The sequence below is a fragment of the Rhodobacter maritimus genome (assembly GCF_058747975.1).
The window spans coordinates 19,485-43,524 of sequence record NZ_CM179095.1 but is presented as its reverse complement, the minus strand read 5'-3'; the positions used below and the strand labels follow the sequence as shown (position 1 = coordinate 43,524).

The following is a 24,040-nucleotide window of genomic DNA, read 5'->3' as shown; positions in this document are numbered from 1 at the left end:
CGATGCGCAAACCCATGCTTTTCGCCCTGATCGCGCTTGCGGTGCTTGTGCTGGTCTGGGTCAGCCGCGATGCGCTGGATCTGGCCGGGCTGCGCGCCCTTCTGGATCGGGTGCAGGCATGGCGCACGGCCCATCCCGGCGTGTTCGCAGGCGCGTTCTTTCTGGCCTATGTCGCAATCACCGCGCTGTCGTTGCCCTTCGCAGTCTGGATGACGCTGGCGGCGGGGGCGGTCTTCGGCTTCTGGGGCGGGCTGGTGCTTGTGTCCTTCGCCTCCACGATCGGGGCGACGCTGGCCTTCCTTGCCGCGCGTTTCTTCCTGCGCGACTGGGTCAGCCAGCGCCTCGGCGCCCGTGCCGCGGCAATCGAGCGCGGGCTGGCGCGCGACGGGGCCTTCTACCTGTTTTCGCTGCGGCTGATCCCGGTGGTGCCGTTCTTCGCGCTGAACCTGCTGATGGGGCTGACGCGGATGCCCGCGCGCCGCTTCTACTGGGTCAGCCAGCTCGGGATGCTGGCGGGCACGGCCGTCTATGTGAATGCGGGCACGCAGCTTGGCCGGTTGCAGGGCCTTTCGGGCATCGTCTCGCCCGGCCTTCTGGGGGCGTTCGCGCTGCTGGCGCTGTTTCCATGGATCGCGCGCGGAATCATGGGCGCGATACGCCGCCGTCGTGCCTATGCGGGCCATACCCGCCCGGCCCGTTTCGACCGCAACCTGATCGTGATCGGAGCGGGCGCGGCGGGGCTTGTCTCGGCCTATATCGGGGCGGCGGTCAAGGCCCGCGTCACGCTGATCGAAGGGCACCGGATGGGGGGCGATTGCCTCAATTACGGCTGCGTCCCCTCGAAGGCGCTGCTGAAATCGGCGCGCGTGGCCCATCAGATGCGCCATGCCGACCGCTACGGGCTGACCCCGGCCGAGCCTGCCTTTTCCTTCCGCGCGGTCATGGCGCGGGTGCAGCGCGTCATCGCCGACATCGCCCCGCATGACAGCGCAGAGCGGTATCGGGCGATGGGCGTCGAGGTGCTGCACGGCACGGCCCGCCTTGTCGATCCCTGGACGGTCGAGATCACGGGCGAGAACGGCGTGCAGCGGCTGACCGCGCGCGCCATCGTGCTGGCGACTGGCGCCGCGCCGGTGATGCCGCCCCTGCCGGGGATCGGGGAGGTGGGCGCGCTCAGCTCGGACACGCTGTGGGAGCGGCTGGCAGACCGGGACCACGCGCCCGCGCGGCTCGTGGTGCTGGGCGGCGGGCCGATCGGCTGCGAACTGGCGCAGGCGTTCCAGCGGCTGGGATCGCGCGTGACGCAGGTCGAGATGGCCCCCCGCCTTCTGATCCGCGAAGACCCAGAGGTCTCGGACGCCTTGCGCGCCGCGCTGGAGGCCGAGGGCGTGCGCGTCCTGACCGGCCACCGCGCGCTTGGCTTCGGGACCGATGGCGGCAAATGGATCGAGGTGCAGCCCGAGGGCGGTGCCCCCTTCCGCATCCCCTTCGACGAGGTGATCGTGGCTGTCGGCCGCGCCGCCCGCCTGAACGGCTATGGGCTGGAAGAGCTGGGCATCCCGGCCGCGCGGGTGGTGGAAACCAACGACTACCTTGAGACGCTTTACCCCAACATCCTGGCCGCCGGGGATGTGGCCGGCCCCTATCAGTTCACCCATGCCGCCGCACATCAGGCATGGTTTGCCACGGTGAACGGGCTTTTCGCGCCGTTCTGGCGAGTCCGGGCCGATAACCGCGTGATCCCCGCCGCAACCTTCACCGAGCCCGAGATCGCCCGCGTCGGCCTGAACGAGACAGAGGCCCGTGCGCAGGGCATCGCCCATGAGGTCACGCGCTACGGCATCGACGATCTGGACCGCGCGATCGCCGACGGCACCGCCCGGGGCTTCGTCAAGGTGTTGACGGCCCCCGGCAAGGATCGGATCCTTGGCGTCACGATCATGGGCGAACAGGCGGGCGATCTGCTGGCCGAATTCGTCCTGGCAATGAAACAGGGGCTGGGGCTGAACAAGATCCTCTCGACGATCCATATCTATCCGACACTGGCCGAGGCGAACAAATACGCCGCGGGGGAATGGCGCCGTGCCCATGTCAGCGCCCGCGCGCTTGCGCTGCTGGAACGGTTTCACGGCTGGAGGCGCGGATGATCGACGCGATGATCCTGCCGCTGCAACGCAGCCTGCTGCACCCGCCCGCACAGCGGCTGGCCGCCCTTGGCCTGCGCGCCGACCAGATCACGATCGCGGGCTTCGTGCTGGGGCTTTGCGCCCTGCCCGCGCTTGCCTTCGGGGCGCATGGCGCGGCGCTTGTGTTCATCCTGCTCAACCGGCTGGCCGACGGGCTGGATGGCGCGGTGGCGCGGATCGTGGGTGCAACGGATCGCGGCGCCTTTCTGGATACGGCGCTGGACTTCCTGTTCTACGCGCTGGTGCCGCTTGGCTTCGCGCTGTCCGATCCGGCCGCGAATGCGCTGCCCGCGGCGGTCCTGATCGCCTCTTTCGTGGGAACGGGGTCTTCCTTCCTGGCCTTCGCCGTGATCGCGGCGCGGCGCGGGATCGTGTCGCACGGCTATCCCGCCAAGGGCATCTACTATCTCGGCGGGCTGACCGAAGGGGCAGAGACGATCGCCTTCTTCGTGGCGATCTGCCTTGTGCCCTCGGCCTTTCCGATACTGGCCCTTGTTTTCGCCGCCGCCTGCGCGGTGACCACCCTGACCCGCTGGCACATGGGCTGGCGGGCATTTTCGGATGAAGGATGACCCATGCGCCTGATGCTTGCCGCCCTTGCCTGCGCCGCCTCTGCCGCCAGCACCCCCGCCCTTGCCGACTGGTCCGGGGTGCTGGCGGCCGCGCGCGGGCAGACCGTCTACTGGAACGCCTGGGGCGGGGATCCGCGCACGAACGATTTCATCGCCTGGGTCGGCCAGCAGGTGCAGGAGCGCTACGGCGTGACGGTCGAGCAGGTGAAGCTGACCGACACCGCCGAGGCACTCAGCCGCGTCATCGCCGAAAAGGCCGCCGGCCGGGACGAGGGCGGCGCGGTCGACCTGATCTGGATCAACGGCCCGAACTTTCTTGCGATGAAAGAGGCGGGGCTGCTGCATGGCCCCTTCGTGGCCGACCTGCCCAATGCCCGCTTCGTCGATCTGTCGCCCGGCGCCCCGGCCGCGCTGGATTTCACCGTTCCGGTCGAGGGGCTGGAGGCGCCCTGGAGGCTTGCGAAATTCGTCTTCGCCCATGACAGTGCCCGCGTCACCCCGCCCGCAAGCATGGCCGGTTTCGTCGACTGGGCCGCCGCGCATCCGGGCCGGATGACGCATCCGCATCCCTCGAACTTCATGGGGGCCACCTTCCTCAAGCAGGCGCTGGTCGAACTGGCCCCCGATCCCGCCGCGCTTCAGGCCCCGGTGACCGAGGAAAGCTATGCCGTTGCCGCGGACGTGCTCTGGCAATGGTATGACGCGCTGCGCCCGCATATGTGGCGCGAAGGCACCGCCTTCCCCGAGAACGAATCCGTGCAGGCGCAGATGCTCAACGATGCCGAGATCGACATCGCCATGTTCTTCGATCCCGCCGCCCCCGCCGCCCTGATCGAACAGGGGCTTCTGCCCGAAAGCGCGCGCGTCTTCGTGCCCGGGGGCGGCACGATCGGGAATGTCTCTTTCGTGGCCATTCCCTATAACGCGGCGCATCGGGAAGGGGCGATGGTGGTGGCCGATTTCCTGCTGGACCCCGCCACGCAGGCGCGCATGCAGGATATCACGGTGCTCGGTTCTTTCCCGGTGCTTGATCCGGCACGGCTGGACGAGGCGGCACGGGCGGCCTTCGCGGCCCTGCCCACCGCCCCCGCCCTGCCCGCGCTGGACGATCTGGGCCCCACCCTGCCGGAACCGCATCCCAGCTGGATGACCCGCCTGACCGGGGACTGGGCTGCACGCTACACGCCGTGATGGCGGGGCGGCTGGTCGGCCTTGCGGTTGCGCTCGGGATCGGCGGGCCGATCGTGGCGGGGCTGGGTTTCACGCTTCTGGCAGGGTTCGGCTGGATGCCCGCGATCGGGCAGGCCGGGCTGGGCACCGCCCCCTGGGCCGCCGCATTCGCCGCCCCCGGCTTTGCGACCGGCCTGCGGCTGACGCTGTGGACGGGCCTGGGCGCAACCGCGCTGTCGCTTGGCCTGGCGCTTGCGCTTGCACAGGGGCTGGCGCACGATGGCGGGCGCCGGATGCGCCTGATCGCGCCGCTGCTGGCGGTGCCGCATGCCGCGCTTGCCATCGGGCTGGCCTTCCTGATCGCGCCCTCGGGCTGGATCGTGCGGCTGATCAGCCCATGGGCCACGGGCTGGACCACCCCGCCCGCCTTTGCCACGACGGGCGATCCGGCGGGGCTGGCGCTGATCCTCGGCCTTGCGCTGAAGGAGGTGCCGTTTCTCATGCTGATCACCCTTGCCGCGCTGTCGCGCGTGCCGGTGGCGGCGCATATGGCGGCGGGGCGGGCGCTTGGCCATTCCCCGGCCTCGGTCTGGGTGCGGGTGATCGTGCCGCAGCTTTACCCGCTGATCCGGCTGCCGGTCTATGTGGTGCTGGCGTTTTCCCTTTCGGTCGTGGACATGGCGCTGATCCTGGGGCCTTCCAACCCGCCCACGCTGTCGGTCTGGATCCTGCGCGGCTACATGGCCCCCGATCCGGCGATGGCGCTGCCGGCCTCGGCGGCGGCGGTGATGCAGCTTGGCATCGTCGCCTGCGGGATCGGGCTGTGGCACCTGGCCGAACGCGCCCTTGCCCGCATCGGCCGGGCCGAGCTGCGGCGCGGACGGCGCGGCGGGGTCCTGCCGCAAGGGGCGGTGCGGCTGGCGGGCGCACTTGGCGCGGGGCTGGCGGGCGGATCGCTTCTGGTGCTGATGCTCTGGTCGCTGGCCTGGCGTTGGCCCTTTCCCGCAGCGCTGCCCGAGACATGGTCGCTGCGGCACTGGACGGGGCGGGGCTGGGGCGCCGCCACGCTGGAAACGCTCTGGATCGGGGCGGCGGTCGTGGCGCTTGGCGCCCTGCTGGCCATCGCCTGGCTTGAGGCCGAAGACCGCGCCGGACGGCGCCTGCCGCTGACCGCGCTGGTCGCGGCGCCGCTTCTGATCCCGCAGATCGGCTTTCTCCAGGGCCTCAACATCGCCTTCCTGCATCTGGGCCTTCCGCCGGGCCGCGGCACCGTGATCTGGGCGCATCTCATTTTCGTCTTTCCCTACATGCTGCTGGCGCTGTCGGGCCCCTGGCGCGCGCTGGAACCGGGGCTGATCCGTTCGGCCGCGGCGCTTGGCGCGGGACCATGGCGGCGGCTTCTGGCGGTCAAGCTTCCGGTCCTGCTGCGCCCGATCCTGACCGCCGCAGCGATCGGCTTTTCGGTTTCTGTCGCGCAATATGTGCCCACGCTGTTCATGGGCGCGGGGCGCATCGCCACGCTGACGACCGAGGCCGTGGCGCTTTCCTCCAGCGCCGACCGCAGGGTCGTGGGGGTCTATGCCGTGCTTCAGGCGATCCTGCCGCTGGCGGCATTCATGCTGGCCATCGCGGTGCCGGGCGCCCTGCACCGCAACCGCCGCGCCCTTGCCGGAGAACTTACCCGATGAGCCTGATCCTGTCGCATGTCACGCTTGTTCCGCCGGGGGGCACGCAGCCGCTTTTTGCGCCGCTCGACCTGACCGTGGCGCCGGGGGCGGTCAGCACGGTGATGGGGGCCTCGGGCATCGGAAAATCCAGCCTTCTGGACTTTATCGGTGGCCACCTGCCGCGCGGTTTCGTCACGACGGGCGGCGTCACGCTGGACGGCATCGATCTTCTGCCCCTTCCGGCCGAGCAGCGCCGCGTGGGCATGCTGTTTCAGGACGCGCATCTTTTTCCGCACCTGTCGGTGGGCGACAATCTTGCCTTCGGCCTGGGCCCGGACCTGCGGGGCAAGGCGGCACGGCGCGCAGCGGTCGAACAGGCGCTGGAGCGGGCGGGGCTTGCGGGATTTGCCGCCCGTGACCCGGCCACCCTTTCGGGCGGGCAGCGCACGCGCGTGGCGCTGATGCGCGCGCTGCTGGCCCGGCCCCGCGCGCTGTTGCTCGACGAGCCTTTCGCCAGGCTCGATGCCGCGCTGCGCGCCGAAATCCGCGGCTTCGTCTTCGAGCATGTCCGGCGCGAAAACATCCCCGCCCTGCTGGTCACGCATGACGCAGAGGATGCCCGCGCGGCGCAGGGACCGGTCGTCACGCTTTGACAGGGGGCGGAATTATGGCAGTCTGGCCGCCCCTGCCGCGTCCGGACCGATCCGCAACCCCGAAAGGCCCCGCATGACCCAGCACCGCTTCGACAAGTCCCGCCTTCCCAGCCGCCATGTCACCGAGGGCCCCGCGCGCGCGCCGCACCGTTCCTATTTCTACGCGATGGGCATTTCCGAGGAAGAGATCCACCAGCCCTGGGTCGGCGTGGCGACCTGCTGGAACGAGGCCGCGCCCTGCAACATCGCGCTGAACCGGCAGGCGCAGGCGGTGAAGATGGGCGTCAAGAAAGGCGGCGGCACGCCGCGCGAATTCACCACCATCACCGTCACCGACGGCATCGCCATGGGGCATGAGGGGATGCGCTCCAGCCTCGCGTCGCGCGATGCCATTGCCGATACGGTCGAACTGACGATGCGCGGGCATTGCTATGACGCGCTGGTGGGCCTTGCGGGCTGCGACAAGTCCCTACCGGGGATGATGATGGCCATGGTGCGGCTGAACGTGCCCAGCGTGTTCATCTATGGCGGCTCGATCCTGCCGGGCAAGCTCGACGGCCGCGATGTCGTGGTGCAGGACGTGTTTGAGGCCGTGGGCCAGCATCAGGCCGGACGGCTGAGCGATGCCGAACTTGCGGTGCTGGAACGTGTCGCCTGCCCCTCGGCGGGGGCCTGCGGCGGGCAGTATACCGCCAATACCATGGCCTGCGTCTCCGAGGCGATGGGGCTGGCGCTGCTCAACAGTTCGGGCATGCCCGCGCCTTACGAAAGCCGCGACCAGTATGGCGATGCCTCGGGGCAGGCGGTGATGGAGCTGATCGAAAGGAACATCCGCGCGCGCGATATCGTGACGCGGAAATCGCTGGAAAACGCCGCCCGCATCGTGGCCTGCACCGGCGGGTCGACCAATGCGGGGCTGCACCTGCCCGCCATCGCGCATGAGGCCGGGATCGACTTCGACCTCTTCGATGTCTGCGACATCTTCCGCGACACGCCCTATTTCGTGAACCTGCGCCCGGGCGGCGAGTATGTCGCAAAGGACCTGCACGAGGCAGGCGGCGTGCCCGTGGTGCTGAAGGAATTGCGCAAGGCCGGCCTGATCCACGAGGACTGCATCACCGTCTCGGGGCGCAGCCTTGGCGAAGAGCTGGACCAGATCACGCGCAAGGCCGATGGCCGCGTGATCCATCCCGTTGAAACGCCGATCAGCGCGACGGGCGGCGTGGTCGGGCTGAAAGGAAACCTTGCCCCCGAAGGCGCAATCGTGAAAGTTGCGGGCATCGCGCCCGAGGCACAGGTCTTCACCGGCCCCGCGCGCGTCTTCGAAAGCGAGGAAGAGGCCTTCGCCGCCGTCCAGCGGCGCGACTACAAGGAGGGCGAGGTGATCGTGATCCGCAACGAAGGCCCCTCGGGCGGCCCCGGCATGCGCGAGATGCTGGCCACCACCGCCGCCCTGTCGGGTCAGGGCATGGGCAAGAAGATCGCGCTGATCACCGATGGCCGGTTTTCCGGGGCGACGCGCGGCTTTTGCGTCGGCCATGTCGGACCCGAGGCGGCGCATGGCGGGCCGATCGCCCTGCTGCGCAATGGCGACATGATCACCATCGACGCGATCCGGGGCGAGATTTCGGTGGCCCTGTCGCAAGACGAACTTGCCGCGCGCAAGGCCGACTGGCCCGGCCCGCGGCCCACGAATTACGGCTCGGGCGCGCTGTGGAAATATGCGCGCCTGGCCGGACCCACGCGCTTCGGCGCGGTCACGCATCCCGGGGCGAAGGCGGAAACACATGTCTACATGGATCAATAGCGCACGCAGCGGCGCACGAGCCGCGGCAGCGGCACTGGTTCTTTCGGGGCTTTTGTCGGCCTGCGTGATGCCTGCGGGGCTTGGCCTGAACCCCGCCGCGCCGCGCACCGTGGCGGTGGCCGGGCGCGCGCTGACCCTTGGCGCGCCGCAGGGATTTTGCGTGGATCAAAGCACGCTGCGCGACGACGGCGCCTCTGCCTTCGTGCTGTTTGGCAATTGCGCGGCGCTCTCGGGCAATGCGTCGGACCCGGTCCCGGCCCATCCCGTCGTGCTGACCGCCGCGGTCAGCGCCGGGGCCGAGGTCGGCGCATTGTCCGAAAGCTACCCGCAAATGACCGAGTTCTTCCGCTCGGATGCCGGGCGGGCGGCGCTCAGCCGCGACGGCCATGCCGACACGGTGGAGGTGCTGGACATCCGCCAGGAGGAAGAGTTGCTTTTGCTGCACCTGAGCGACAGCGCCCCGATGGGCGGTGCGGCCGTGGCCGAAGCCTATTGGCGTGCGATCACCGCCGTGAACGGGCGGATCCTGTCCATCGCGGTGCTGCCGCTGAAGGACCGGCCGACCGATCCGGAAACGCAGGCGCAGATCCTTCGGCAATTCGCCGCACAGATCCGCGCACTGAACCAGGTGCGGCATGCGCCCACAGGGGGCTTTGCGAAACCCGCCGTTCCGCGCTAACTGTTGCCCGGACCGATCAGGCGCCGGACGAACAGGTAAAGATGCCGAAGACCCCGAATTCCTTTCTGGACCGCCTTGCGCTCAGGCGTGCGCTGTCACGCTGGTCGCGGGCGGCGCGCGCGGCGCACGGCCTCGATCTGGCCGAGTTGCGCCAGCTGCGCAGCGACGCCCGGCAGATCCGGCGCGAGTTGAACCGCGTCCTGCATGTCGCCGATGCGCGCCTGACCCTGCCGGTGATCGGCGCGGACAGCATCCCGCGCCCGCTTGGAACCGACTGGGCATGGCGGCCCGAACTGTGGCGCGGCCCGATCGCACCCGCGGGCATCGCCGCCGCCGAAAGCCGCGCCCGGCTGGGCCAGGAAGCGACCCTGTTTCACGATTGCAAGGTATCCGAGCTGACCCTTCGCCAGATCCGCAATACCCGCGCCGAAGACCTTGCCCCCTTCGGGCTGCGCCTTGACGTGTTCCGCTTCGACGGCTCTTTCCTGTCGCTGGTGCTGGATCTGCCCGATTCCGCGCTCAGCGGGCTGCGCAAAAGCCATCTGGTGCGGCTTGATATGACGGTCGAGCTTGAAAAACCGCTCGAGATCTTTTGCCGGCTGAACATCAAGCACGGCCCCAATACCGAGCAGGTGGTGCGCGAACTGCCCCAGGGCATGGGCGAAAGCTGGGTCGAATTCGACCTTGCCTATACCCGGATGAACGAAAAGCGGGTGGAAAAGGCCTGGGTCGACCTGATCTTCGAAGGCCCGCAGATGAACCAGATCGTGCTGCGCGATCTGACCTTCTCACGCCGTCCCCGCGCCGAACTCTGAGCGAAGGAAGCCACGATGAAGCTGCATATGTCACGCATCCGGGCCGGGAACTGGGAGGCCGTGATCCTTGCCGATACGAGGCCCGAGATCGAGGTTTCGCATCTGGAAAGCCCACTGCCCGGCCTGACGGTCGAGCCGCAGCAGGGCAACCGCTGGCGGCTGTCACTGCCGATCCCGGCGGAATTGCTGAGCGACGGCGTGCAGACCTTCCTTGTCGCGCAAAAGGGAAGCGGCACGCGTGTGGGCCAGTTCACCATCGTCACCGGCGTGCCGCTGGAGGATGACATCCGCGCCGAGGTCGACCTTCTGCGCGCCGAGCTTGACATGCTCAAGCGCGCCTTCCGGCGCCATTGCGTCGAAACCGGCGCCTGAGCGCACGGGGCCTAAAGCGCGGCGGCCACCCGCGTTCCCTGGTTGATGGCGCGTTTCGCATCCAGCTCTCCGGCGACATCGGCGCCGCCGATCACATGCGGCTTGCGCCCCGCGGCGATCAGCCGGTCGGCCAGCCCGCGCTCGGACAGCTGGCCCGCGCAGATCACCACGGTATCGGCCTCGATCAGGGTCGGGTTTTCACGCGCCTCGCCGAAGCTGACATGCAGGCCCTCGGCGGTGATGCATTCGTAATTCACCCCGCTGATCATCTTCACGCCCTTCGCCGCAAGGGCCGCGCGATGGATCCAGCCGGTGGTCTTGCCAAGCGTCTTTCCGGGCTTGCCGGGCTTTCGCTGCAAAAGCGTCACCTGCCGTGCCGGCGCCTCGGGCTGCGGCGGGGTCAGGCCGCCCGGCGTCTGCGCGGGATCGCCCACGCCCCATTCGCGCCTCCATTCCGCGGGATGCAGGGTCGGGCTTTCGCCGGACTGGGTCAGGAATTCGGCCACGTCGAAACCGATGCCGCCCGCACCGATGACCGCCACGCGCGGCCCGGCAGTAACCGCCCCGGTCAGGATGTCGATATAGGACACGACCTGCCCGCCGCTTGCCGGAATCGCGGGATCGCGCGGCGCAACACCGGTGGCGACGATCACCTCGTCGAACCCGTCAAGCTGCGCGACATCGGCCGTTTCGCCCAGACGCAGCGTGACGCCGCTGCGCTCCAGCATGGTGGCGAACCAGTCCGTCAGGCCGTGGAACTCTTCCTTGCCGGGAATGACCCGCGCCATGGTCAGCTGCCCGCCGATCTGCGCGGCGCGGTCGAACAGCGTGACCCGGTGGCCGCGCATCGCGGCGGTGATCGCGGCGCTCATGCCGGCGGGGCCGGCCCCCACGACGGCAACGCTGCGCGGGGCGGCGGCGGGCACGATCTCCAGTTCGGTCTCGAAGCCCGCGCGCGGATTGACAAGGCAGCTTGAAATCTTGCCCTGGAATGTGTGGTCAAGGCAGGCCTGGTTGCAGGCGATGCAGGGCGCGATCTCGTCCGCGCGGCCCGATGCGGCCTTTGCCACGAAATCCGGGTCCGCAAGGAACGGCCGCGCCATCGAGACCATATCCGCCTGCCCCCGCGCCAGGATCTCCTCGGCCAGGTCGGGCGTGTTGATCCGGTTCGAGGTGATGACCGGAATACCCACCTCGGGGCGCAGCCGCGCCGTCAGCCAGGCGAAGGCCGCGCGCGGCACGGAAGTGGCGATGGTGGGCACGCGCGCCTCGTGCCAGCCGATCCCGGTATTGAGCAGGCTCGCCCCCGCCGCCTCGATCGCGCGGGCCAGCGTGACCACCTCGTCCCAGCTCGATCCGTCGGGAACAAGGTCGATCAGCGAGATGCGGTAGATCACGATGAAATCCGGCCCCACGGCCGCGCGCACGCGGCGCACCACCTCGACCGGCAGGCGCATGCGGTTTTCATAGGCGCCGCCCCAGCGGTCGGTGCGCTTGTTGACATGGCGCACGAGGAACTGGTTGAGGAAATACCCCTCCGAGCCCATCACCTCGACCCCGTCATAGCCTGCGTCGCGGGCGCGCGTGGCGGCGGTGACGATATCGGTGATCTGCTTTTCGATCCCCTCTTCGTCCAGCTCCTTCGGAACGAAAGGCGAAATCGGGGATTTGACCGCCGAGGCCGAAACGCAATCGGGCCCGTAGGCATAGCGCCCCGCATGCAGGATCTGCATGGCGATCAGCCCGCCCGCCTTGTGCACGCGGTCGGTGACAAGACGGTGGTTTGCCATGTCCGCATCGCTGAACAGGCCCGCCGCGCCGGGAAACACCCCGCCCTCGCGGTTGGGCGCCATACCCCCGGTGACCATCAGCGCCACGCCCCCCCGTGCCCGCGCGGCATAGAACTCGGCCACCCGGTTCCAGTCCCCCGTCTCTTCCAGGTTGGTATGCATGGAGCCCATCAGAACCCGGTTCTTCAGCGTGACATGCCCCAAGGCAAGAGGCGACAACATATGGGGATAAGGGTGCATTCGATCCTCCCTGGCTGGTGGCAATGTGGCGCGCGGGCCGGGCCGTGTCACGCCGAACGCCGCGTCATTCCCCTTTGGCGGCGGGTGCCGGGCTGTTGCCTCATTCGGGACAAGGCCTGCGAATTCCCCGGTATTGTCCGGCCCCGGCCCCAATTGCGCCTGATTTGCCGCCGATACCTTGGGAAGCTGCTTAAATGTTGACAAAGGTCTTACAATGGATCGCCTGACAGAGATGGAGGCCTTCGCCACGGTCGTGGATCAAGGCGGCTTCACCGATGCTGCCAAGAAGATGGGGATTTCCAAATCCGCCGTGTCCAAGCATGTCTCCGCGCTTGAGGCACGTCTGGGCGCGCGCCTTCTGAACCGCACCACGCGGCGGGTTTCGCCGACCGAGATCGGCCTGGCCTATTATGACCGGGCGCGGCGCGTCCTGAACGACGCGGGCGAGGCCGACGCGCTTGTCACCTCGATGCAAAGCGCGCCGTCGGGGCTTTTGCGGATCTCGGTGGCGACGGATTTCGGCGTCAACCTGCTATCTCCGGTGCTGGGCGATTTCCTGCAGGAATATCCCGAAATCACGGTCAACATGGTGCTCAACAACCGCTATGTCGAACTGATCTCAGAAGGGTTCGACATGGCCATCCGCGTCGGAGAGCTTGAGGACAGCACCCTGCGCGCGCGCAAGCTGACGGAAACCTCGCGCCGGATGATTGCCTCTCCGTCGTATTTCCAGCGCTTCGGCCATCCGATGAAGATCGACGACCTGAACGAGCACAAGCTGCTGCATTACTCGAACCAGTCGAACGGCAATGTCTGGAAGCTGACCGCCCCCTCGGGCGAGCGGCGCCAGGTCCGCTCGGCGGGATGGCTGACGGTGAATGACGGCCAGTCGCTGCTGCATGCGGCGATCGCGGGGCTGGGCATCGCCTATCTGCCCTCGTTCCTTTACGCCGATGCAATGAAACAGGGCCTCGTGGAAGAGGCGATCCCCGATCTGCCGATGGAAACGCTGGGGATCTATGCAGTCTATCCGCCGGGTCGCTTCACGCAGCCCAAGGTTCGCGCCTTCATCGACTTTCTGGCCGAAACCTTCGCCGACAAGGGCCCGGACAACTGGTAAGCGGCCCTATTCCGCCCCGGCTTCGGCCTGGGGTGCGGCGGTCAGGATCACCTCGACCCTGCGGTTGCGCATCCGCCCCTCGGGCGTAAGGTTCGACGCGCGCGGGGCAAGCCAGCCCGCCCCCTCGGCCCCGATCTGCGCGGGCGCGATGCCATGCGCCTCGATCAGGCGCCTGCGCACCGCCTCGGCGCGGCGTTTCGACAGCGCGACATTGCCCGCCAGCCCGCCTTCCAGATCGGTGTGCCCGACCAGCGTGACCCGCGCCTGCGGCGTAGCGTGCAGGAAGGCCGCCAGATCCCTGAGCGAGGCAAATTCCGCACCGCCCAGCGTATCCGCGCCGCTTTCGAAGGTCAGATCGTCGAGCGCGACGTGACCCTGTGCCAGCAGTTCCGCCGTCAGATCCCCGCCGCCCACGGCCACCGGCGCGGCGGTCAGGTCGTCCGGCGCGGGCGCGGTGGGCGCGGGGGGGGCCATCAGGCCTGCCGACACTTCCGTCAGTTGCACGAAACCCGATTCGGACGAGCGGCTGACCATCAGCGCCAGGTAGTCCTGCCCCTTCTGCGCCGAAAGAAAGCGGAAATCGCCCAGGTCGACATGCATCGCGGGCTCGGGCAGAAACTCGGCCTCATAGCGGAAATCGAACCCGCCACAGGCATCGGTCTCGCATTCGAAAAGGATCTCGTAGCCCGCGGCGGCGATCTGCGCGCGCAGTTGCACAAGGATCTGCGTCGGGCTCTGGCTGTTGGCCGGAAGGCGCCAGGCGCGGTCGGTGCGCGCGCCCTCAAGCATCTGCCGCGCGAAATCCGAAGCGGTCCACGGGCCGACCGGCAGCCGGTAGGCCGCACCTGTGCTCGAGGTGGCGGCGGTCTGTTCGGCATTGGCGGGCAGATCGGGCGTGAAGGCACGCGCAGCCTGCGCCCCCCCGGCGCATAGCGCAAGCGCCAGCAAAAGCCCGCGGATCAAGAGGTCTCTCCGGGCGCCAGACGATAATGATAGGCGCCGATCGCCTCAAACCCCATGCTGCGGTAAAGCGGGTTTGCGGCCTGGTTGGCCTGCGTGACAACAAGGGCGATGCGCGCAGCACCCTGCGCGGCCGCCCATTGCGCGGCCTCGACGATCATTACACGGGCAAGCCCCTTGCGGCGCATCTCCGGCAGGATGACAAGCGCGTGCAGCATGGCCGTGTCGCCGTGGATGGCGGCGAACATGGCCCCCGCCGCCCTGTCCCCCATGCGGCCCAGCACCGCGGACCGGGGCTCTGCCGCGCGCTCCATCACGGCCTGGCGCGCGGGGCCGATGCCCAGCTCGGACCAGAGGTCGCGCACGATCTGAAGCGGTGGCCAATGCATGAAGGCCGTCACGGGGGGCACGGCATCCGCGATCCGGTCGACCGGCGCGGCATAGATCGTGACCGGATCGAACAGGCTGTAGCCCCGCCGGTGCAGCGCATCGTCCAGCGCCTGTTCTCCGGGGCGGACCATGAATTTCGGCACCTGCCCGGCCGTGCGGTGGGCGGCCTCGGCCGCGGCGATATCGGCGGCGTCGAGCGGCACCTCAAGGCTGGCGCAACTGGCGCGGCTGCCACCGCCCGCGCCGAAGCGCACCTTGAACCCCCCCGCCATCTCATGCCGCGCGGCGGGCCAGGTCGTGTCGATCACCTCGAAGATCGGGGCATGTTCGGACATGATGCGATCAGTCTCCTTCCGGAAAAGCGGCGCGCAGCCGGGCCAGCCCCTCGGCCACGCGGGCAGGATCGGTTCCGCGCACCACGAGGTTGGTGCCATAGGCGCCATCGGCCACGAAGGGATAGGAGCCCAGCGAAAGATCCGGCATGGCCCCGGCGATCTGCCCCAGTTCCGCGGCAAGGGACGCCTCGGGCACCATCACGCGCCAGCTTGCGCTGACCAGCGGCAGCCCGCCACTCAGGCCGGGCAGGACCGAGGCGACCATGGCCTGAAAGATGCCGGGAACTCCGGCCATCACATGACAGTTGCCGATGGAGAACCCCGGCGCGGCGGATACCGGGTTCTCGATCAGCCGCGCGCCCTCGGGGATGCGGGCCATGCGCAGGCGCGCCGCGTTGAACTCGGTGTTGCGGGCGGCGTAGTGCGCGGCAAGGATCGCGCGGGCATCTTCGCGCACGCCGATCTCGGCGCCGAAAGCCTCGGCCACGGCATCGGCGGTAATATCGTCATGCGTGGGCCCGATCCCCCCCGAGGTGAACAGATGGTCATGCCCCCCCGACAATTCCCTGACCGCCGCCACGATGGTTGCATGCACGTCGCCGACGATGCGGACTTCCCGCAGGTCTATGCCGGCTTTCGCCAGTTCCCCGGCAAGGTAATGGGCATTTCCCTCGCGCGTGCGGCCGGTCAGGATCTCATCTCCGATGATGAGGATCGCGGCGGTGGGGTTGGGCATGGCAGTCTCCTGTTACACATCCCCTATATTGCCTGCGGCAGGGCACGAAAAGCCCGGCACTGGCCAAGGCGGCGATTTGTGACTATCTAGGGCCCGCAAGCGCAGGAGATTGACCGTGGACGACAACCGTGGCCGCCTGACCAAAGACGGCATCCGCATCCACGATGCGGCAGATTTCGAGGGCATGCAGGCCGCGGGCCATCTGGCCGCGCGGATCCTTGACGAGGTTGCGCCGCTGGTGGAACCCGGCGTCACCACGGCCGTGCTGGACGATTTCATCCGCAACCGGGTCGGGGAACTGGGCGCGACATCGGCCACCATCGGCTATCGCGGCTATCAGCATGCGTCCTGCATCAGCGTGAACCATGTGGTCTGCCACGGCATTCCGGGCGCGAAGGTGCTGAGGGACGGCGACATCCTGAATATCGACGTGACGGTGATCCTTGACGGCTGGTTCGGCGATACCTCGCGCATGTATGTGGCGGGCAACCTGTCGCGCAAGGCCGAGCGGCTGATCCAGGTCACGCATGACGCGCTGATGCGCGGGATCGAGATGGTGCGCCCGGGCAATACCTTCGGCGATATCGGCCACGCGATCCAGCAATTCGTCGAAGGCCACCGCATGAGCGTGGTGCGCGATTTCTGCGGCCACGGCCTTGGCCGCGTGTTCCATGCGCCGCCGAACGTTCTGCATTATGGCCGCGCGGGTTCGGGCCCCGTTCTGGAAGAGGGCATGTTCTTCACCATCGAGCCGATGGTGAACCTTGGCCGTCCGGAAACCAAGGTGCTCGCCGATGACTGGACCGCGGTCACGCGCGACAAGTCCCTTTCGGCCCAGTTCGAGCATTCCGTGGGCGTCACCGCCGATGGCTGCGAGATCTTCACGCCCAGCCCCGCGGGGCGGTTCCACCCGACCTGGGGCTAGGGCGCGAAAAGGCCTGACAGGACGGGCGGGATCGGGGTATCCCTATCGGACCCCCCGCATCCCCCGCAGGAAAACGGGGGCGGACCCGACCGAAGAGGAGGCCCCATGTCGACCCATCCCATCAGCCGCTTTCCCGTGCCCGATCTGGCCAGCCTGCCGCAGGACATCCGGGACCGGATCGTCGCGGTGCAGGAAAAGTCTGGCTTCGTGCCGAATGTGTTTCTGGCCCTGGCCCACCGCCCGGACGAATTTCGGGCCTTCTTCGCCTATCACGATGCGCTGATGGAAAAGCCCGGCAACCTGACCAAGGCCGAGCGCGAGATGATCGTGGTTGCCACCAGCAATGCCAATCAGTGCCAGTATTGCGTCGTTGCGCATGGGGCGATCCTGCGGATCCGCGCGAAAGATCCGCTGATCGCGGATCAGGTGGCGATCAACTATCGCAAGGCCGACATCCCCCCGCGCCAGCGGGCCATGCTCGACTATGCCATGAAGGTCTCGCTTTCCGCCTGGGCGGTGGAAGGCAGCGATCACGCGGCCCTGCGCGGGCACGGCTTCACCGATGAGGACATCTGGGATATCGGCGCGATCTCAGCCTTCTTTGGGATGTCGAACCGGATCGCCAACATGGCCTCGCTGCGGCCCAATGACGAATTCTACACGCTCGGCCGCGATCTGCCGGCGCGCGGGCCGGACCCTGCTGCGTAATCAGGGCAGGAACAGCCGGCGAAAGACGAAGCCGCCCACAAGCCCGAGCCCGGCGCCAAGAAACACCCAGCCCGTCGCAAAGGCCGTCGCCGACAGGATCAGCGGGACCGCCACGATCAGGATCCGCACCCAGAGGGGGCGCAGAAGCGGGTTCTGGAAATCGATCATGCCATCTCGCAATTCCACGGCACCTTGCCGCATGGGCATAGGATTTCAGGCGCCGGGGGCCTTGTCCAGAGCGGACGGGCAGGCCGCGCCATAGGTCGCACCCCGAAGGCAGGCGTCGATTTGCATGGTGAGCTGCGCCCTGCGCGGGCTATACCATGCGAAACGGGGGGTGAACGGTGCGGACAGGGGCATATCGACGGGCGGGGCCCAAGGCCGGGCGGGATTGCCCGGCGGGGGGCGGGCCATGGGCGTGACCCGCCGCCCCCTGCCGGGCGGCGCCGAGGCGATCCGCCTTGCCCTGCCCTCCGGCGCCTCGGCGACGGTGCTGAGCATCGGCGCCACGCTGCACCGGATCGAGACCCCCGATCGCCACGGCCATCTGGCCAACATCCTGCTGAGCCATGACGACCCCGCCGCGCACCTGACCGGGCGCAGCCTTCTTGGCGCGTCGATCGGGCGCTATGCCAATCGCATCGCAAAGGCGCGCTTCGTGCTGGAGGGGCGCACCGTCCTGCTGGATGCGAATGACGGCGCGAACACGCTGCACGGCGGCGCGGAGGGCTTCGACAGGCGCATCTGGACGGTTCTGGAGGTGCAGGAACATCCGCTGTCGCTGACCCTCGGGCTGCACAGCCCCGATGGCGATCAGGGCTTTCCCGGCGCACTGGACGCAACCGCGCGGTTCGACCTGTCCGAGGATGCGCAGGGGATCACGCTTTCGCTTCGCTACGGGGCCGTATGCGACCAGCCCTGCCCGGTTTCGCTGACGAGCCATGGCTATTTCAACCTTGCCGGGGGCGGCTCCGTGCTGGATCATCGCCTGTCGATCGCGGCAGGGCATTACCTGCCGATCCGCGCCGACGGCATCCCCGATGGCCCGCCGCGCCCGGTTTCCGGCACCCCCTTCGATTTTCGCGTGGCAAAGCCGGTCAGGCAGGACATCGCCGCCGCGTGGCTGGCGGCACAGGGCGGCTATGACCATAACTTCTGCCCCGATCCCGCAGACGGCACGCCGCGCCCGGTGGCCCGCCTGTCGGACCCCGGTTCGGGCCGCGCAATGACCGTGATCTCGGATCAGCCAGGGCTTCAGCTTTACACCGCCAACCGGCCGCCCCTTCCGGGCCTTCAGGCGCATTGCGCGCTTTGCCTGGAGCCTCAGGCATGGCCAGACGCCCCCAATCGTGCCGATTTTCCCGGCACCGTTCTGCATCCCGGCGCAAGATATCGCCACCGCCTTGCCCTGCGCTTCACGGCCGGCTAGTGCCCCAGCCCCCGGATTTTTCACCCGACTTTCAAGGAATTGTCCGCCGCGACCCGGCCCGAACGGAGCTTTGCATGGCGGAAAGACACCCGACCTCGCTCTCGCATGTTTGTATTTTTCTTGTCGACAAAAAAGATTTTTCGCGTCTACGATAAGAATCAGAAACCGTCGCAAGAAGCGGGCATGCGACAAACCGACACAGGAGGACTGAATGAACTACCCTTCGAAATTGCTGAGCCTGGCCGGTGCGGCCTCGATGCTGGCTTTCGCCGCTTCGGCGCAGGATGTGACTTGGCGGGTTCCGACCTCGGTGCCCGAGGGTTCGCCCTATTACGAGAATTTCCTGGTGCGCTTCGCCGATAACGTCGATCTGCTGACCGATGGCGCGGTCGAGGTCCAGCCCTTCGGCGCGGGCATCCTGGTTCCCGCGCTTCAGGTCTATGACGGCGTGCGCGACGGCATCGTCGAGGCGGGCCACTCGACCCCCAGCTATCTGGTCAACCAGAACCCGATCAACGCGATCTTCGCCGGCTTCCCCGGCGGCATGGGCCCCGAAGCCTATTCCACCTGGATCTACGAAGGTGGCGGCAAGGAAAAGCTTGAAGAGATCCGGGCCGCGGAGGGCATGAAATCCCTGGTCGTGGGGATCGGCTCATCCGAGATCATGGCCCATGCCAACAAACCGATCAAAAACGCCGAAGACCTCAAGGGCCTGAAATACCGCACCTCGGGCCCCTGGGCCGAGGTGATGCGCGACTATTTCGGCGCGGTGCCGACCGTCGTGCCGCCGGGCGAGATCTACACCCTGCTGGAACGCAAAGGCGTCGACGCGATCGAATGGGGCCCGCCCTCGGGCAACCTGCCCGAAGGTTTCCACGAAGCCGCGCCCTATATCGTGACGCCCGGCGTGCACCAGCCGACCTTCCTGTGGGAAGTGGTGATGAAGCAGGAGACCTGGGACCAGCTTGACGATGCGCTCAAGCCCAAGATCGAGGCCGCGGCCGAACTGACCACCCTGCAAAGCCTGCTGCATTTCTACGATCAGGACATGAAGGCCATGGGAACGTTCCGCGCCAGCAACGCCGAGGTAATCGAGCTTGACCCGGCCTTCGCCCAAGAGCTTTCGGCAGCCGGGGTCGACTGGATCAAGAAGACCGCCGAGGCACAGAAAGAGGCGGGCAACGGCCAGATGGCCGAGATCCTTGCCGACTATCTGGCCTATGAGGATCGCTGGACCACCGAAAGCGGTTACCTCATCCGCAACGGCAACTAAGACGGCGGGGGCGATCATGAAAGGGGTCTTTCTTGCGGTTGCGGACGGGATTTCCGCCGCATTCGGACTTGTCTCGCGTTTGATGGTCCTGATCCTGATCGCCTCCATGCTTTATGAGGTGGTGGCGCGCTATGCCCTTGGCGCGCCGACGCTCTGGGCCTTCGACGTGGCCTATATGAGCACCGGCGTGCTTTTCGTGCTGGGTGCCGCGCAGGCGCTGCGCGAGGATGCCCATGTGCGCATCGACTTCCTGTCCGCGCGCCTGCCCGCGCGGCTGCGCGGCTGGATCGACGGGGTTGCCTTCCTTCTGGTGCTGTGCCCGATCTTCACCAAGCTGGCCATGGTGGCCGGGGGGCGGGCCTGGCGCGCCTACCTGACCCAGGAGGTCGAAACCGTCAGCCCTTGGGCACCGCTGATGTGGCCCTTCTATTCGGCCCTGACCATCGGCCTTGGCGCGCTTGCGCTGCAACTGGCCGCCGAGGGGATCCGCGCCCTCACCACGCCGCGTCAGGACGACGCCTTCAAACTCGAGGCCTGAGATGCTGACCGCCGGATTGATGTTCCCTGCCCTTTTCGCGCTTATCCTTCTTGGCCTGCCGATCGCGTTTTCGCTGGTGATCGTATCCGTCGGGGCCGGCCTTGTCGCCTTTGGCCCGGCCGCCTTCAACCAGCTTTACGGATCGTTCTACTCGGCCTCGACGAATTTCATCCTGTCGGCGATTCCGATGTTCATCCTGATGGGCGCGCTTCTGGAGCGGTCGGGCATCGCCGAGCGGCTTTTCCGGGTCATGAACATGTGGCTGGGCCGCCTGCCTGCGGGTCTTGCGCTTGCCACGATCGCCATGGGGGCGATCTTTGCCGCCGCCGCGGGTGTCGTCGGCGCGGTCGAGGTGATGATCGGCATGATGGCCATTCCCGCGATGCAGCGCGCGCGCTACGACAACCGGCTGATCGCGGGCACGATCTGCGCGGGCGGATCGCTTGGCACGATGATCCCACCCTCGGTGATCGCGGTCATGTATGCCTCGCTTGCGCAGATCTCGGTCGGCAAGCTTCTGGCGGGCATGATGTTTCCGGGCCTGATCATGGTGGGCCTGTTCCTGGCCTATATCGCGCTTCAGGGCATGATCCGCCCGGCCGAGGCCGACACGGCCGCGCAGATCGAGGACGAGGTCGGCCTGGCCGAAAAGCTGCGCGCCACGCTGGTCACGCTCGTTCCCGTCTTCGCGCTGATCTTCGCGGTGCTGGGCTCGATCCTTGCCGGGATCGCCTCGCCGACCGAGGCGGCGGCGGTGGGCGCGGCCGGCGCGCTTCTTCTGTGCATCGTGAATCGCCGTTTCAGCACCGGGATGTTGCAGGAATCGCTGAAGATCACGGTGCGGATCTCGGCCATGATCCTTCTGATCGTGGCGGCGGGCACGATGTTCATGGGCGTGTTCGCGGCCAATGGCGGCGCGCGGATGATCCGTCAGTTCATCGAGGGCGCGGGCCTTGGCCAGACCGGGATGATCGTCTTCTTCCTTCTGGTCGTTTTCGTTCTGGGCTTCGTGCTGGACTGGACGGCGAATGTACTGATCTGCGTGCCGCTGTTCACGCCCTTCATCCGGGCCGCCGGGATCGACCCGGTCTGGTTTGCGACCATGGTCCTTGTGATGATCCAGACCAGCTACCTGACGCCGCCGATGGCCTCTTCGATCTTCTACCTGAAATCCATCGCGCCCCCCGACATGACCTATGGCCAGATGTGCCGGGGCGTGGTGCCGTTCATCATCCTGCAACTGCTGACGCTGGCGCTGATCGCGCTCTTCCCCGAAGTGTCGACCTGGCTGCCCTCGAAGCTGGTGGGCGTCTGAGGCACGCGCGCCCCGTATCGCGGGGCGCTGTCGAAAATGGTGCCGCCACCCAGGGGAGCGGGCGACGGCACCGGCCCCTCAGTTGAGCAGCACGTCCAGCGGGACGGGCTCGGAGAGGGTCCATTCGTCCACCCTTGCGGGTGTGCCGCCAGTGATCTCGACGATCTGCATCAGGGCGGTGTTCTGGTGGTGCAGCGCATCGGTGAAGCTGCGCGGGCCGAAGGTCGTGGGTTCGTCGCGCATCTTCTCCAGCTCGGCCGTGACCGCGGCCCCGTCCAGATCGCCCGCGCGCGCGACCGCCTTGGCCCAAAGGTCGATCAGCACATAGCCGGGATAGGCATACTGGCTGGCCGGGCGGGCGCCGGTGGCGGCCTGATAGGCCTGGTTGAAGGCCTCGACTTCGGGGCGCGGGTCGTCGCCATGGATCGAGCCCTGGACCGGAAGCACGAAGCCCGACAGATCCGGCACCGCGTCAAGCCAGTAGGACCCATCCACAGCCGAGCCGTTGAGGATCAGCGAGCCGACCCCGGCCGCACGCAGCTGGCGCACCGCCGCCGCGGCGCCCGGCATCACCGAACAAAGCATGATGACATCCGGCTCTGCCCCCAGCTCCTTGATCCGGGTGATCTGGCTGGCGATCGAGGCATCGTCGTTCTTGAACGTATCGCGCCCGACGATCGTTGCCCCCTCAAGGCGCGGGAACATCCATTCAAACCCGGTGCAGATCCCCTTGTTGTATTCGATGAAGGTATCCTCCAGCACATAGGCAGTGCGGGCGTCGCGCCGGCCATGGGACCATTCGGCCATCGTCGCGCCCTGCACCGGGGCCAGCACCGAGGACGAAAAACTGTTCGGCCCCACGCCCTGGATCCCGGCCTTCACATCCTCGGCGCACAGGAAAAAGCTGTTCATGCCCTCGGCCTCGGCGGCAAGCGCCGCGGGGGCGCCGAAATCGTAGTCGCAGGACACCACCATCATGTCGGCGCCATCGTCCAGAACCTGAAGCCCGGCCTTCGCGGCCTCGGCCCGGTCGGTGCGGGTATCGGCCTCGACCACGCGGATCTGACGGCCCAGCAACCCGCCGGCCGCGTTGATCTCATCGATGCGGATCTTGGCGGCAGTGGCGGCGGGGGTGTCATAGGCCTCCATCCAGCCGGATTTGGCAATAGCGAAGCCCACGGTGATGTCGTCCTGGGCTGCGGCGGGCAACGACCAGCCAAGCGCCAATACGACACCCATCATCAATCGGTTCGGTTTCATCGTTCTCTCCTGTTGGTTTTTCTGGTTCGGATCAGTTTTTCGGGCCACTGCCGCCCCGCGCGATCCGGCGCATGGGCAGCATCAGGTCGCGCCCGGCCAAAAGGCCTTGCGGGCGCAGAATGAGGACAAGGATCATCGCAATGCCGATCAGGATTTCCTGCGATCCGGCGGGCAGCGCGAACTGCGCCGTACCGATGGTGAAGCCGCGCTCCAGCCGCACCAGCGCCTCGACCGCGACCGAGACGACAAGGACGCCCGCCACCGCACCGGACAGCGATCCGACACCGCCAACCACCAGCATCGCCAGCATCACGAAGGTCAGCGGCAGATAGAAGGCATCGGGATTGATGACGCCGATGAAATGCCCCATCAGCGCACCGCCCACCCCGCAGAAGAAGGCCGAGACCGTATAGGCCAGCAGGCGGTGGCGGTAGCGGTCGATCCCCGAGGCGGCGGCCGCGACCTCATCCTCGCGGGTGGCGCGCAGCGCAAGGCCCGAGGCCGAGGCGCCGTAGACCGCCGCCACCGCAATCGCCGCCGCCGCCCAGCCAAACGCCACGCCGGGCCCGACATAGCGCGCAAGCCCCACGACGGACGAGGTGCCCCCGGTGACCGGCGTCCAGTTCGCCCAGATCGTGTTGACCATCGCAAGGAAGGCGAAGGTTGCGATCGAGGCCGCGATCCCCGACAGCCGGAGGATCGCCGCCCCGGTGATCAGCGCCACCAGTGCCGCCGCCCCGCCCGCAGCAAGTGCCGCGCCCGGAACCGGCCATTCGGCCCCGGCAACCCAGTCGGGCAGGCCGTCCAGCAGCAGCGTCTTCATCGCGGGCTTCAGCGTGAGCCAGGCCGAGACATAGGCCCCCACGCAGGCAAAAGCCGCATGCCCGAAGGAAACCACGCCGGAATTCCCGACGAAGATCCAGAACCCCACGACAAGCGTGACACGGATCAGCGTCTCGGTGGCCATCCGGGCCAGCGAGCGATCCCCGAACAGCAGCACAAGCCCCACGAAAAGCGCCAGAACCCCCATCAGGATCACGGGTGTCGTCATCGCCGCCCGGCGCCGGGCACGGTGATCGGTATTCGACAGATCGGTCATG

Annotated in this window: 23 protein-coding genes; 16 read left to right on the top strand and 7 right to left on the bottom strand. The window is 67.8% G+C overall.

Going from position 1 to position 24,040, the window contains the following annotated elements; genetic code table 11:
• Window positions 1-2 precede the first annotated feature (2 nt).
• The 9 genes from AC4PTO_RS00190 (at window position 3) to AC4PTO_RS00150 (ending at window position 9,921) form a co-directional block, all read left to right on the top strand.
• Window positions 3-2,147: a dihydrolipoyl dehydrogenase family protein gene (locus AC4PTO_RS00190; RefSeq protein WP_492730778.1), complete on the top strand. Its 2,145-nt coding sequence runs from the start codon at window positions 3-5 to the stop codon at window positions 2,145-2,147.
• On the top strand, window positions 2,144-2,758 hold the full coding sequence (locus AC4PTO_RS00185; RefSeq protein WP_492730776.1) for a CDP-alcohol phosphatidyltransferase family protein: 615 nt from the start codon (window positions 2,144-2,146) through the stop codon (window positions 2,756-2,758). The genes AC4PTO_RS00190 and AC4PTO_RS00185 overlap by 4 nt, the downstream gene beginning before the upstream one ends.
• A 3-nt stretch (window positions 2,759-2,761) precedes the next feature.
• Window positions 2,762-3,949, top strand: coding sequence for an ABC transporter substrate-binding protein (locus AC4PTO_RS00180; protein WP_492730774.1), 1,188 nt, complete (start codon window positions 2,762-2,764; stop codon window positions 3,947-3,949).
• Window positions 3,949-5,616, top strand: a complete 1,668-nt coding sequence (locus AC4PTO_RS00175) for an ABC transporter permease (protein ID WP_492730772.1) — start codon at window positions 3,949-3,951, stop codon at window positions 5,614-5,616. Before AC4PTO_RS00180 ends, AC4PTO_RS00175 begins: the two co-directional genes overlap by 1 nt.
• Window positions 5,613-6,248 carry an ATP-binding cassette domain-containing protein gene (locus AC4PTO_RS00170; RefSeq protein ID WP_492730767.1) on the top strand — a complete coding sequence of 212 codons (636 nt, stop codon included), beginning with the start codon at window positions 5,613-5,615 and terminating at the stop codon, window positions 6,246-6,248. The genes AC4PTO_RS00175 and AC4PTO_RS00170 overlap by 4 nt, the downstream gene beginning before the upstream one ends.
• A 73-nt stretch (window positions 6,249-6,321) precedes the next feature.
• Window positions 6,322-8,055, top strand: a complete 1,734-nt coding sequence (gene ilvD, locus AC4PTO_RS00165; protein WP_492730763.1) for a dihydroxy-acid dehydratase — start codon at window positions 6,322-6,324, stop codon at window positions 8,053-8,055.
• Window positions 8,036-8,734, top strand: a complete 699-nt coding sequence (locus AC4PTO_RS00160; RefSeq protein ID WP_492730761.1) for a hypothetical protein — start codon at window positions 8,036-8,038, stop codon at window positions 8,732-8,734. Before ilvD ends, AC4PTO_RS00160 begins: the two co-directional genes overlap by 20 nt.
• 41 nt (window positions 8,735-8,775) lie before the next feature.
• The gene (locus tag AC4PTO_RS00155; RefSeq protein ID WP_492730759.1) at window positions 8,776-9,549 is read left to right on the top strand and encodes a DUF6478 family protein; all 774 of its coding nucleotides are present in this window, start codon (window positions 8,776-8,778) and stop codon (window positions 9,547-9,549) included.
• A 15-nt stretch (window positions 9,550-9,564) separates the two neighbouring features.
• Window positions 9,565-9,921, top strand: a complete 357-nt coding sequence (locus AC4PTO_RS00150) for a hypothetical protein (protein WP_492730757.1) — start codon at window positions 9,565-9,567, stop codon at window positions 9,919-9,921.
• 11 nt (window positions 9,922-9,932) lie between these two features.
• Here AC4PTO_RS00150 and AC4PTO_RS00145 read toward each other — a convergent pair whose 3' ends face one another.
• On the bottom strand, window positions 9,933-11,951 hold the full coding sequence (locus tag AC4PTO_RS00145) for an oxidoreductase (protein WP_492730755.1): 2,019 nt from the start codon (window positions 11,949-11,951) through the stop codon (window positions 9,933-9,935).
• Window positions 11,952-12,165: 214 nt separating this feature from the next.
• On the opposite strand from AC4PTO_RS00145, the gene AC4PTO_RS00140 reads away from it, so the two are divergent.
• The gene (locus AC4PTO_RS00140; protein ID WP_492730753.1) at window positions 12,166-13,071 is read left to right on the top strand and encodes a LysR family transcriptional regulator; all 906 of its coding nucleotides are present in this window, start codon (window positions 12,166-12,168) and stop codon (window positions 13,069-13,071) included.
• Between the two features lie 6 nt (window positions 13,072-13,077).
• On the opposite strand, the gene AC4PTO_RS00135 is transcribed toward AC4PTO_RS00140, so the two are convergent.
• Genes AC4PTO_RS00135 through AC4PTO_RS00125 form a run of 3 tightly spaced genes read right to left on the bottom strand, consistent with a single transcriptional unit; the run spans window position 13,078 to window position 15,492 of the window.
• The gene (locus tag AC4PTO_RS00135; protein ID WP_492730751.1) at window positions 13,078-14,034 is read right to left on the bottom strand and encodes an OmpA family protein; all 957 of its coding nucleotides are present in this window, start codon (window positions 14,032-14,034) and stop codon (window positions 13,078-13,080) included.
• Window positions 14,031-14,756, bottom strand: coding sequence for a GNAT family N-acetyltransferase (locus AC4PTO_RS00130; RefSeq protein ID WP_492730749.1), 726 nt, complete (start codon window positions 14,754-14,756; stop codon window positions 14,031-14,033). Before AC4PTO_RS00130 ends, AC4PTO_RS00135 begins: the two co-directional genes overlap by 4 nt.
• A 7-nt stretch (window positions 14,757-14,763) precedes the next feature.
• Window positions 14,764-15,492: a competence/damage-inducible protein A gene (locus AC4PTO_RS00125; RefSeq protein WP_492730747.1), complete on the bottom strand. Its 729-nt coding sequence runs from the start codon at window positions 15,490-15,492 to the stop codon at window positions 14,764-14,766.
• Window positions 15,493-15,676: 184 nt separating this feature from the next.
• Between AC4PTO_RS00125 and map the strand changes: the two genes are divergently transcribed.
• Together map and AC4PTO_RS00115 are read left to right on the top strand one after the other, a co-directional pair.
• A complete protein-coding gene (map, locus tag AC4PTO_RS00120; protein ID WP_492733685.1) occupies window positions 15,677-16,417 on the top strand; it encodes a type I methionyl aminopeptidase in 741 nt (246 codons plus the stop codon).
• Between the two features lie 105 nt (window positions 16,418-16,522).
• Window positions 16,523-17,125, top strand: coding sequence for a peroxidase-related enzyme (locus AC4PTO_RS00115; RefSeq protein ID WP_492730745.1), 603 nt, complete (start codon window positions 16,523-16,525; stop codon window positions 17,123-17,125).
• Here AC4PTO_RS00115 and AC4PTO_RS00110 read toward each other — a convergent pair whose 3' ends face one another.
• A complete protein-coding gene (locus AC4PTO_RS00110) occupies window positions 17,126-17,293 on the bottom strand; it encodes a hypothetical protein (RefSeq protein WP_492730743.1) in 168 nt (55 codons plus the stop codon).
• A 244-nt stretch (window positions 17,294-17,537) separates the two neighbouring features.
• On the opposite strand from AC4PTO_RS00110, the gene AC4PTO_RS00105 reads away from it, so the two are divergent.
• From AC4PTO_RS00105 to AC4PTO_RS00090, 4 genes are all read left to right on the top strand, one after another.
• The gene (locus tag AC4PTO_RS00105) at window positions 17,538-18,554 is read left to right on the top strand and encodes an aldose epimerase family protein (RefSeq protein ID WP_492730741.1); all 1,017 of its coding nucleotides are present in this window, start codon (window positions 17,538-17,540) and stop codon (window positions 18,552-18,554) included.
• Between the two features lie 211 nt (window positions 18,555-18,765).
• Window positions 18,766-19,827 (top strand): TRAP transporter substrate-binding protein DctP, encoded by a 1,062-nt coding sequence (gene dctP / locus AC4PTO_RS00100; RefSeq protein ID WP_492730739.1) that lies wholly within the window; start codon window positions 18,766-18,768, stop codon window positions 19,825-19,827.
• Between the two features lie 16 nt (window positions 19,828-19,843).
• Window positions 19,844-20,365, top strand: coding sequence for a TRAP transporter small permease subunit (locus AC4PTO_RS00095; protein WP_492730737.1), 522 nt, complete (start codon window positions 19,844-19,846; stop codon window positions 20,363-20,365).
• Window positions 20,366-20,384: 19 nt separating this feature from the next.
• The gene (locus tag AC4PTO_RS00090; protein WP_492730734.1) at window positions 20,385-21,680 is read left to right on the top strand and encodes a TRAP transporter large permease; all 1,296 of its coding nucleotides are present in this window, start codon (window positions 20,385-20,387) and stop codon (window positions 21,678-21,680) included.
• Window positions 21,681-21,758: 78 nt separating this feature from the next.
• Here AC4PTO_RS00090 and AC4PTO_RS00085 read toward each other — a convergent pair whose 3' ends face one another.
• Window positions 21,759-22,940, bottom strand: coding sequence for an ABC transporter substrate-binding protein (locus AC4PTO_RS00085; protein WP_492730732.1), 1,182 nt, complete (start codon window positions 22,938-22,940; stop codon window positions 21,759-21,761).
• 31 nt (window positions 22,941-22,971) lie between these two features.
• A complete protein-coding gene (locus tag AC4PTO_RS00080) occupies window positions 22,972-24,039 on the bottom strand; it encodes a branched-chain amino acid ABC transporter permease (protein ID WP_492730730.1) in 1,068 nt (355 codons plus the stop codon).
• Window position 24,040: the final 1 nt, after the last annotated feature.

What these genes read in the sequence shown, in the direction of transcription:
- AC4PTO_RS00180 (WP_492730774.1), top strand. Translation starts at nt 2,762, where the DNA reads ATGCGCCTGATGCTTGCCGCCCTTGCCTGCGCCGCCTCTGCCGCCAGC.
- AC4PTO_RS00190 (WP_492730778.1), top strand. Translation starts at nt 3, where the DNA reads ATGCGCAAACCCATGCTTTTCGCCCTGATCGCGCTTGCGGTGCTTGTG.
- ilvD (WP_492730763.1), top strand. Translation starts at nt 6,322, where the DNA reads ATGACCCAGCACCGCTTCGACAAGTCCCGCCTTCCCAGCCGCCATGTC.
- dctP (WP_492730739.1), top strand. Translation starts at nt 18,766, where the DNA reads ATGAACTACCCTTCGAAATTGCTGAGCCTGGCCGGTGCGGCCTCGATG.
- AC4PTO_RS00115 (WP_492730745.1), top strand. Translation starts at nt 16,523, where the DNA reads ATGTCGACCCATCCCATCAGCCGCTTTCCCGTGCCCGATCTGGCCAGC.
- AC4PTO_RS00150 (WP_492730757.1), top strand. Translation starts at nt 9,565, where the DNA reads ATGAAGCTGCATATGTCACGCATCCGGGCCGGGAACTGGGAGGCCGTG.
- AC4PTO_RS00105 (WP_492730741.1), top strand. Translation starts at nt 17,538, where the DNA reads ATGGGCGTGACCCGCCGCCCCCTGCCGGGCGGCGCCGAGGCGATCCGC.
- AC4PTO_RS00160 (WP_492730761.1), top strand. Translation starts at nt 8,036, where the DNA reads ATGTCTACATGGATCAATAGCGCACGCAGCGGCGCACGAGCCGCGGCA.
- AC4PTO_RS00080 (WP_492730730.1), bottom strand. Translation starts at nt 24,039, where the DNA reads ATGACCGATCTGTCGAATACCGATCACCGTGCCCGGCGCCGGGCGGCG.
- AC4PTO_RS00125 (WP_492730747.1), bottom strand. Translation starts at nt 15,492, where the DNA reads ATGCCCAACCCCACCGCCGCGATCCTCATCATCGGAGATGAGATCCTG.
- AC4PTO_RS00175 (WP_492730772.1), top strand. Translation starts at nt 3,949, where the DNA reads ATGGCGGGGCGGCTGGTCGGCCTTGCGGTTGCGCTCGGGATCGGCGGG.
- AC4PTO_RS00130 (WP_492730749.1), bottom strand. Translation starts at nt 14,756, where the DNA reads ATGTCCGAACATGCCCCGATCTTCGAGGTGATCGACACGACCTGGCCC.
- AC4PTO_RS00110 (WP_492730743.1), bottom strand. Translation starts at nt 17,293, where the DNA reads ATGATCGATTTCCAGAACCCGCTTCTGCGCCCCCTCTGGGTGCGGATC.
- AC4PTO_RS00145 (WP_492730755.1), bottom strand. Translation starts at nt 11,951, where the DNA reads ATGCACCCTTATCCCCATATGTTGTCGCCTCTTGCCTTGGGGCATGTC.
- AC4PTO_RS00185 (WP_492730776.1), top strand. Translation starts at nt 2,144, where the DNA reads ATGATCGACGCGATGATCCTGCCGCTGCAACGCAGCCTGCTGCACCCG.
- AC4PTO_RS00140 (WP_492730753.1), top strand. Translation starts at nt 12,166, where the DNA reads ATGGATCGCCTGACAGAGATGGAGGCCTTCGCCACGGTCGTGGATCAA.
- AC4PTO_RS00155 (WP_492730759.1), top strand. Translation starts at nt 8,776, where the DNA reads ATGCCGAAGACCCCGAATTCCTTTCTGGACCGCCTTGCGCTCAGGCGT.
- AC4PTO_RS00095 (WP_492730737.1), top strand. Translation starts at nt 19,844, where the DNA reads ATGAAAGGGGTCTTTCTTGCGGTTGCGGACGGGATTTCCGCCGCATTC.
- map (WP_492733685.1), top strand. Translation starts at nt 15,677, where the DNA reads ATGCAGGCCGCGGGCCATCTGGCCGCGCGGATCCTTGACGAGGTTGCG.
- AC4PTO_RS00170 (WP_492730767.1), top strand. Translation starts at nt 5,613, where the DNA reads ATGAGCCTGATCCTGTCGCATGTCACGCTTGTTCCGCCGGGGGGCACG.
- AC4PTO_RS00085 (WP_492730732.1), bottom strand. Translation starts at nt 22,940, where the DNA reads ATGAAACCGAACCGATTGATGATGGGTGTCGTATTGGCGCTTGGCTGG.
- AC4PTO_RS00090 (WP_492730734.1), top strand. Translation starts at nt 20,385, where the DNA reads ATGTTCCCTGCCCTTTTCGCGCTTATCCTTCTTGGCCTGCCGATCGCG.